8 protein-coding genes, 1 tRNA gene and 3 pseudogenes are annotated in these 8,175 nt (G+C 58.2%); 8 read left to right on the top strand and 4 right to left on the bottom strand.

Features of this window, described 5'->3' with window-relative positions; genetic code table 11:
* From D3M70_RS32955 to nadA, 6 genes and pseudogenes are all read left to right on the top strand, one after another.
* Positions 1 to 72: pseudogene (locus D3M70_RS32955) on the top strand (peptidoglycan-associated lipoprotein); the annotation flags it as partial.
* Between the two features lie 6 nt (positions 73 to 78).
* Complete coding sequence (gene ybgF, locus D3M70_RS09250) at positions 79 to 912, top strand: tol-pal system protein YbgF (RefSeq protein ID WP_120125473.1); 834 nt, start codon at positions 79 to 81, stop codon at positions 910 to 912.
* Between the two features lie 180 nt (positions 913 to 1,092).
* Positions 1,093 to 1,740, top strand: coding sequence for a 7-carboxy-7-deazaguanine synthase QueE (gene queE / locus D3M70_RS09245; RefSeq protein WP_120125472.1), 648 nt, complete (start codon positions 1,093 to 1,095; stop codon positions 1,738 to 1,740).
* 16 nt (positions 1,741 to 1,756) lie between these two features.
* Positions 1,757 to 2,431 (top strand): 7-cyano-7-deazaguanine synthase QueC, encoded by a 675-nt coding sequence (queC, locus tag D3M70_RS09240; protein ID WP_165869766.1) that lies wholly within the window; start codon positions 1,757 to 1,759, stop codon positions 2,429 to 2,431.
* A gap of 64 nt (positions 2,432 to 2,495) precedes the next feature.
* Positions 2,496 to 2,571 (top strand) — tRNA-Lys (locus tag D3M70_RS09235).
* Positions 2,572 to 2,988: 417 nt separating this feature from the next.
* A complete protein-coding gene (gene nadA, locus D3M70_RS09230) occupies positions 2,989 to 4,047 on the top strand; it encodes a quinolinate synthase NadA (RefSeq protein WP_120125470.1) in 1,059 nt (352 codons plus the stop codon).
* Between the two features lie 105 nt (positions 4,048 to 4,152).
* Here nadA and D3M70_RS09225 read toward each other — a convergent pair.
* Positions 4,153 to 5,292: pseudogene (locus tag D3M70_RS09225) on the bottom strand (M48 family metalloprotease); the annotation flags it as partial.
* 1 nt (position 5,293) lies between these two features.
* Positions 5,294 to 5,551: pseudogene (locus tag D3M70_RS32950) on the bottom strand (M48 family peptidase); the annotation flags it as partial.
* 151 nt (positions 5,552 to 5,702) lie between these two features.
* Between D3M70_RS32950 and D3M70_RS09220 the strand changes: the two are divergent.
* Complete coding sequence (locus D3M70_RS09220; RefSeq protein WP_120125469.1) at positions 5,703 to 5,954, top strand: sulfurtransferase TusA family protein; 252 nt, start codon at positions 5,703 to 5,705, stop codon at positions 5,952 to 5,954.
* 45 nt (positions 5,955 to 5,999) lie between these two features.
* Positions 6,000 to 7,070 carry an AI-2E family transporter gene (locus tag D3M70_RS09215; RefSeq protein WP_120125468.1) on the top strand — a complete coding sequence of 357 codons (1,071 nt, stop codon included), beginning with the start codon at positions 6,000 to 6,002 and terminating at the stop codon, positions 7,068 to 7,070.
* A 168-nt stretch (positions 7,071 to 7,238) separates the two neighbouring features.
* On the opposite strand, the gene D3M70_RS09210 is transcribed toward D3M70_RS09215, so the two are convergent.
* Complete coding sequence (locus tag D3M70_RS09210; RefSeq protein ID WP_120125467.1) at positions 7,239 to 7,712, bottom strand: peroxiredoxin; 474 nt, start codon at positions 7,710 to 7,712, stop codon at positions 7,239 to 7,241.
* 10 nt (positions 7,713 to 7,722) lie between these two features.
* Positions 7,723 to 8,175: glycine cleavage system protein R (locus D3M70_RS09205; protein WP_120125466.1), on the bottom strand; the 453-nt coding region annotated here is incomplete at its 5' end.

Raw genomic sequence — 8,175 nt, 5'->3', positions numbered from 1 at the left:
GAGCGTCCAGTTGCTACCGGCAACGACGAGCAATCCTGGGCTCAAAACCGTCGCGTCGAACTGCGTAAGTAATTTGACATGCGAACGTGCCGCCGTGCTTTAACCGTTTTGGCTCTCACCCTTCCTCTTGCAGCGATGGGTGCGGTTCCTGTGGTCGATGACAACTCTGGCTCTGCTGGCAGCAGTTATCCGCCATCGGGTTATGGTACGGCGGGCGCCTACGCCGGAGGTGGGGTTACGGCCCCGCCTTCGGCGCAAGGTCAGCTGTTCATGCAGTTGCAACAAATGCAGGACGAAATTTCGCGCTTGCGCGGAATCGTCGAAGTCCAGCAGAACGACATCCAGCAGATGAAGCAAGAAGCTCTGGATCGTTACAAGGACCTTGACTCCCGCATTGGAGCTGGCGGCGCACCTGCTGCACCAGCTGCCAACAATTCTGCTTCCGACGGCGGCGTCAATGCCGGCGGAACACCTGCTGCCCCTGCTGCTGGCGCTGCTGCCGGTCAGGCACCGCAGACCAGCAGTGAGCCAGGCGATCCGGCGAAAGAGAAGCTCTACTACGACGCGGCTTTCGACCTGATCAAGGCCAAGGATTTCGACAAGGCCAGTCAGGCGTTCTCGGCTTTCCTGCGCAAGTACCCAAGCAGTCAATATGCGGGCAACGCCCAGTATTGGCTGGGGGAAGTGAACCTTGCCAAGGGTGATCTTCAAGGTGCAGGTCAGGCCTTTGCCAAAGTGAGCCAGTTGTACCCCAAGCATGCCAAGGTGCCTGACTCGCTGTACAAGCTGGCAGATGTCGAGCGTCGTCTTGGGCACACTGACAAGGTCAAAGGTATCCTGCAGCAAGTCGTTGCCCAGTACCCCGGCACTTCGGCGGCTCAACTGGCTCAACGGGACCTTCAGCGTCTCTGATTTGCCAGCCAGTTTGACCCTCGATTCAAGAAAGCCGCGCGTTGCGCGGCTTTTTTCGTTACACTTTCGCACCCGAAATTCCGGTATTGATTACGCTTCGGTAGATTCTGCGAGCGCAGGGTGTACGGAAGTGCCTGACGGAGGCGGATGGCCTGTTTAGCCGTTACGCCCGTGGCCCCTATGCAAGACACATTACGCATCACCGAAGTTTTTTACTCTTTGCAGGGTGAAACGCGCACGGCAGGCTTGCCTACCGTATTTGTGCGTCTCACCGGCTGCCCCTTGCGCTGCGGTTATTGCGACAGCGAATACGCGTTCAGTGGCGGTACCCTCCAGACCCTCGACTCCCTCATGGAGCAGGTGGCCAGTTATCGGCCGCGCTACGTGTGCGTCACTGGCGGTGAGCCCTTGGCCCAGCCAAATGCCATCGCGCTGCTCAAACGTCTGTGCGACGCAGGATACGAGGTGTCCCTGGAAACCAGCGGCGCGCTGGATATCTCGAAGGTCGATTCCCGCGTCAGCCGTGTTCTGGACCTCAAAACACCGGGTTCGAAAGAAGTCTCGCGTAACCGATACGAAAATATCGACTTGCTGACCGCCAATGATCAGGTCAAGTTCGTGATCTGCTCCCGTGAAGACTACGACTGGTCGGTTTCAAAGCTTATCCAGTACGGGCTCGATCGTCGCGCTGGTGAGGTACTGTTCTCCCCAGAACATCGCAACATGAACGCCCGCGCTCTGGCGGACTGGATCGTGGCCGACAACCTGCCAGTACGTCTGCAAATGCAGTTGCACAAATATCTCTGGAACGACGAGCCGGGGCGCTGATATGAGTGAAACAACCATGACTGAAAAAAGAGCGGTAATCCTGCTGTCTGGCGGCCTTGATTCGGCGACTGTCGTAGCCATGGCCAAGGCTGACGGTTTTGCCTGCTACACCATGAGCTTCGACTACGGTCAGCGTCATCGTGCCGAACTGCAGGCTGCCGAGCGGGTGGCAAAGGACCTGGGCGTCATCGAGCACAAAGTGATCGGTCTCAACCTGAACGGTATCGGCGGATCGGCACTGACCGACAGCAGCATTGCCGTCCCTGAAGCGCCGGGCGAAGGCATACCGGTCACGTATGTCCCGGCTCGCAACACGGTGTTCCTGTCGTTGGCACTGGGTTGGGCAGAGGTCCTGGGTGCTCGCGACATCTTCATCGGTGTAAACGCAGTTGATTACTCGGGTTATCCGGATTGCCGTCCCGAATTCGTCGAATCGTTCGAGCGCATGGCTAACCTTGCGACCAAGGCTGGCGTAGAAGGGCAGGGCTTCACGATCCAGGCGCCGTTGCAGATGTTGAGCAAGGCCGACATCGTCAAAGCGGGTACGCGTCTGGGCGTTGACTACGGACTGACGGTTTCCTGCTACCAGGCCGACGATCAGGGCCGCGCGTGCGGTAAATGCGATAGCTGCCGGCTGCGCGCAGAAGGCTTTCTGGCAGCCGGTGTAACTGACCCAACGCGTTATTTTTAATTTTATTTTCAATAAGGTGTTGAATTACTGAGATAAACCGGTAATATACGCGCCACCACGAAGCGGGTCGTTAGCTCAGTTGGTAGAGCAGTTGGCTTTTAACCAATTGGTCGTAGGTTCGAATCCCACACGACCCACCATCTTCAAAACCCGAGAGGTCCACGTAAGTGTGAATTCTCGGGTTTTTTTTGCCTTGAATTTCATCATTGGCCTCTCCCCGAGCACGGGTTCGCTCTAACGAGCAGGACTGCGTGTCCATTGCGTTTGCTGAAGACGTCGAGCTGTCCATGCCTCTCGCTTGGGAGGCAGCCGTTAAGTGAACGCTCAACAGGTTACGTGATACATTCGCCGCCGCTTTGCGCGACCTCCCGCCCTGGTCTTCACCTGAAGGGTAACCATGGGGGAAAACGCGTGGCGAATCTTCATTGATGCATGCACAAAGAGGCATGTACGAAGCTGGAAACTTCATGACCGTGAGGGTTTCCGCTTTTCCTTGTTGCCTGTTGTTCAGGTGTAAACTCGACGTTCGCGCTTACGCGCATTCAGGTCCTGCGAACATGACACAGATTTCCGAACGCCTTCTGGTACAAGCGCATTTAGACGCCAAGCAGCCCAAGGCCCTGACCCCGGAAGAAGAAGCCGAGTACCGTCGTCTGATCGCTGACGAGCTGAAGGCTCAGGACGCGGTGCTGGTTGCTCATTATTATTGCGACCCGATCATTCAGGCGCTGGCGGAAGAGACCGGCGGCTGCGTATCCGACTCTCTCGAAATGGCGCGTTTCGGCAAAAACCATCCGGCAAGCACCGTGCTGGTCGCCGGGGTCCGCTTTATGGGCGAAACCGCGAAAATTCTGACCCCGGAAAAGCGCATTCTGATGCCAACCCTGGAAGCGACCTGCTCGCTGGATCTGGGCTGCGGCGTCGACGAGTTCACGACCTTCTGTGATGAGCATCCCGAGCGAACCGTGGTGGTTTATGCCAACACGTCTGCGGCGGTCAAAGCCCGTGCCGACTGGGTCGTGACTTCAAGCTGCGCGCTGGAAATCGTCGAGAGTCTGATGGACAACGGCGAGAAGATCATCTGGGCGCCGGACAAGCATCTGGGACGTTACATTCAGCGCGAAACCGGCGCGGACATGCTGCTGTGGGACGGCGCGTGCATCGTCCATGAAGAGTTCAAGTCGCGGCAACTGGAAGACATGAAGGCGTTATACCCGGACGCTGCGATTCTGGTGCACCCGGAGTCACCTGAGTCGGTGATAGACCTGGCCGATGCCGTGGGTTCCACCAGTCAGCTGATCAAGGCAGCACAGACCCTGCCGAACAAGACCTACATCGTGGCAACCGATCGAGGCATTTTCTACAAGATGCAGCAGTTGTGCCCTGACAAGATTTTCATCGAGGCGCCCACGGCTGGTAATGGCGCGGCATGCCGCAGTTGCGCGCATTGTCCGTGGATGGCGATGAACACGCTGGCGCGCACCCTGCAGTGTCTGCGTGAAGGTACTAATGAAGTCTTCGTCGACCCGGCGATCATCCCGAATGCCGTGCGGCCATTGCAGCGAATGCTGGATTTCACTCAGGCGGCGCGCATGAAGCTCTCCGGTAATGCCTGATCATCCGTTGTAGGAGCGCGCTGGCCCGCGATTACGCTGATTCAGCGATGGGCGCGATTCAGAAGCACCTTAATCGCGATCGCGGGCGAGCGCGTCCCTTCAGGTTCAATTCATCATCTCTTTCACCGCGCGTTCCTGAGCGATGATTTCCTGCTGACGCGCATCGATGCGCGAAGCCAGCTGGAAGTTGTTGTTGGCGCGGCGTTTGGCGAACTCAAGCTGCTGGATCGCTTGCTTGAAGTCACCCATGAGCGCGAAGTACTCGGCGCGAGCCTGATGCGAACCGATGGTGTTGCCGGATAGTCCGCGGGTGTCCGCTACCTGGTTCCAGATGTCTGGATCGTCCGGGCGGCTTTTCAGCAGCGTTTCCAATCCTTTCAGCGCTTCGGGGGCCTTGGACTGCTTGAGTAATATGTCGACCTTGGCCTGATTCAGCGGGTAGTCGTCCGGATAGAGGTCCAGCATCCTGTTCACCCGCTGCTGCGCATCGGGGAAACGGTTGTTGGTGATGTCCAGATTGATTGCCGCCAAGTTGTAAGTGATGTTGTCCGGCGCCTTGTCGAGCAGGGGCTTGAGCGTTTCCCGAGCTTCATTGAGCTGACCGGCCTTGGTTTGCGCAAGGGCCAGACCGTAGCGAGCTGCGTCGTTTTTAGGGTTCTCAGCCATCTGTGCACGAAAGCGTTTCGCTGCCATGCCGGGCGTTTCTTCGTAGATCAGAACCACCCGCGAGCGCATCAACTGGTACGTCAGGCTGTCTTCCTTGCCGCCGGGTTTGGCTTGCTCCGCTCGGTTGCGGGTGTCGGCGATACGCGACTCGGTCACTGGGTGACTCATCAGGAATTCCGGCGGCTTGGCATCGTAGCGATACTGGCGTGCCAGGCGTTCGAACATGGTCGGCATGTTTCGCGGGTCGTAACCGGCTTTTTCCAGATTGAGAATGCCGATCCGGTCGGCCTCTGCCTCGTTCTGCCGGGAAAACCGTGCCTGTTCCTGAATCGCTGCAGCCTGTGAGCCGGCGATGGCAGCGATACCGGCGTCTCCCGCACCAGCGGCTGCCATGACGATACCGGCCAACATGGCGGCCATCATGGGGACCTGCATGCGCTGTTGAGCCTGAACGCCGCGGGCAAAATGGCGTTGCGACAAGTGAGCCAGTTCGTGGGCCAGTACCGCAGCGTATTCGCCCTCGGTTTCGGCGTGCAGGAACAGGCCGCCATTGACCCCGATGATCCCGCCCGGGGCGGCNCTCCAGTCGCCGGTCCTGTACCTGGCTGGTTTCGGCCAGGCGATAGATCGAAGTCTCGACGAAGTCCTTGAGTTGCGGGTCAGACAGTTGAGCCACTTGAGCGCGCAATAATCCCAGCCAGGCGCGGCCCAGGTCGTGTTCCTGTTGCGGTGAAACGATGGACGAACTGGCGTCTCCAAGCGACGGCAGATCGTCCGCAAAAGTCGGGGCTGCCAAGAGGCATGCGAGCGTCAGCAGTGTGGGGCGCAAAAAATTCATGCACGAAACTCTGAGGCAGAAAGTCGTTACTGTAGCTGGCTCAATGGCTTGCTGACCAGAGTGGGGTATTCTGGCGGGTCTGTAAGCGTGTTCTTATTCATCCTCGTTGCAGTTTTGTGTGTAATGGGATGTGTCTATCCGGAGAGAAACGATGTCTGACGCTGTAGGCCGCCCTGCGACATTCGATGCCGAACTGGATGCCAGTGGCCTTAATTGTCCGCTGCCCTTGCTCAAGGCCAAGATGGAACTCAACCGCCTCTCTCGTGGCGCTGTGCTCAAAGTGACGGCCACTGATGCCGGTTCCCAGCGTGATTTCCGCACGTTCTGCAAACTCGCGGGCCATGCGCTGTTGCATGAAGAAGTCGTCGATGGCATTTATCGATACTGGTTACGCAAGGCCTGATTTTCCACCCTTCGCCTTTTCTCCTCCTGGCCCAAAGGTTTATTGATGTTCAAAGTGCTTCGCGACTGGATGCAGCGCTACTTCTCGGATGAAGAGGCAGTGGTGCTGGCCGTCTTGCTGGTTTTGGCGTTCACGGTTGTCCTGACTCTGGGCGGCATGCTGGCGCCGGTGTTGGCGGGGCTGGTGCTGGCGTTCCTGATGCAGGGCATGGTTGTCCAGCTCGAGCGCCTGCGTGTCCCGGAAGGGGGTGCGGTAGGTTTGGTCTTCGCGCTGTTCATGGGGGCACTTGCAGTGTTTCTGCTGGTGATCGTGCCGCTGCTGTGGCACCAGTTGATCACCCTGTTCAACGAGCTGCCCGGAATGCTCGCCAAATGGCAGTCCCTGTTGCTGCTGCTTCCGGAACGTTATCCGCATCTGGTGTCCGACGAGCAGGTGCTGCAGGCCATCGATACTGCCCGTGGTGAGGTCGGGAAGTTCGGTCAGTGGGCGCTTACCTTTTCGTTGTCGAGCCTGCCGCTGTTGGTCAACATGATGATCTATCTGGTGCTTGTGCCGATTCTGGTGTTTTTCTTCCTCAAGGACCGTCGGATGATTGGTCGCTGGGTGAGAGGTTACCTGCCTCGTGAGCGTACGCTGATCACCCGCGTCGCTGAGGAAATGAACCGGCAGATCGCCAATTACATTCGCGGAAAAGTCATCGAAATCTTTATCTGTGGCGCTGTAACCTACATCGCGTTTGTCTCGATGGGGCTCAACTACTCGGCGCTGTTGGCGATGCTGGTGGGGATTTCCGTGGTCGTCCCTTATGTGGGGGCGGTGGTGGTGACGGTGCCGGTCGCATTGATTGCGTTGTTTCAGTGGGGCTGGAGCGATCAGTTCATTTACCTGATGGCGGTCTACGGAATTATTCAGACCCTGGACGGCAATGTATTGGTACCGCTGCTGTTTTCGCAGACCGTCAGCCTGCACCCGGTCGCGATCATCTGCGCCGTACTGTTGTTCGGAGGGTTATGGGGATTCTGGGGGGTTTTCTTCGCCATTCCGCTGGCGACCCTGTTCAAGGCCGTGCTCGATGCCTGGCCTCGGAATGAGCCGACGGTGGCGCCGTTGTTGTAGAAGGCTTGTCGATAGGGGATCGAACAAACGCAAAACCCTGTAGCAGTCCGGCTTGCCGGCGGTAGCGATCTTGAGCAAGTCACCGCCGGCAAGCCGGACTGCTACAGGGTAAGTGTAAGTTGACATGTTCCCATGTTGCGCGTGTGGACCTGTCAACGCAGGGGAGGGTCAAGCGTTATTGAGCGCTTGGGCCTGTTCCAATACCGCAGCCACATGCCCCGGCACCTTCACGCCGCGCCATTCCTTGCGCAGCACACCATTCTTGTCGATCAGGAAGGTGCTGCGATCAACGCCCAAGTATTCCTTGCCGTACAGCTTCTTCAACTTGATCACGTCGAACAGTTGGCACAGCGACTCGTCCTTGTCCGAGATCAGCTCGAACGGGAATTCCTGCTTGGCCTTGAAGTTCTCGTGGGATTTCAGGCTATCGCGCGAAACGCCGAAGACCACGGTGTTGGCCGCCTGGAACTCAGCGTACTGATCACGGAAGCCCTGGCCTTCGGTGGTGCAGCCAGGGGTGCTGTCCTTGGGGTAGAAATAAATGACCACTTGCTGACCCTTCAGCGCCGACAGGCTGACTGCCTGGTCGCTGGTGGCCTGAACCTGAAAGTCGGCAACGGGTGTGTCCAGTTCAACAGCCATTGAGGTTTCCTTACATAGGGGCTTGCGGGCGCCATGGTTCGATCAGCGCATCGAGATTGAGGGCGTCGGCGAAGTCCAGGAACTGGTCGCGCAACCAGCTGATCTGGGTGCCGGCGGGCAGCGTCACGGTAAAGGTCGCGTTGAGCATGGTGCCGCCGGTCTGCGGTGCCTGATAGGTGTCGCAGATCAGGTTTTCCAATTCGACGTGATGGTCGATGAAGAACTGGCACAGCTCGTTGATGATGTCCGGACGATACGCCGAGCTCACGTAGGCCACGTAAGGCAGGGCTTCCGGGCGACTTTCCAGCGTGGCGCTGCGCACGACATTGACGGTGAACGCGTGCTTCTTCGACAGGTTCGGCAGGCCGGTTTCCAGGCGCGCCAGGGCATCCCAGCTGCCGGATACCTGAAGAATCAAGGCACTGCATTCGCCGTGGCGAGTGAGGCGCGAGCTGACCACCGA

The sequence above is a fragment of the Pseudomonas sp. LS-2 genome (assembly GCF_003605735.1).
Lineage (GTDB): Bacteria > Pseudomonadota > Gammaproteobacteria > Pseudomonadales > Pseudomonadaceae > Aquipseudomonas.
Note: the sequence above shows the minus strand (reverse complement) of the source record. Positions and strands in the feature narration are given on the sequence as shown.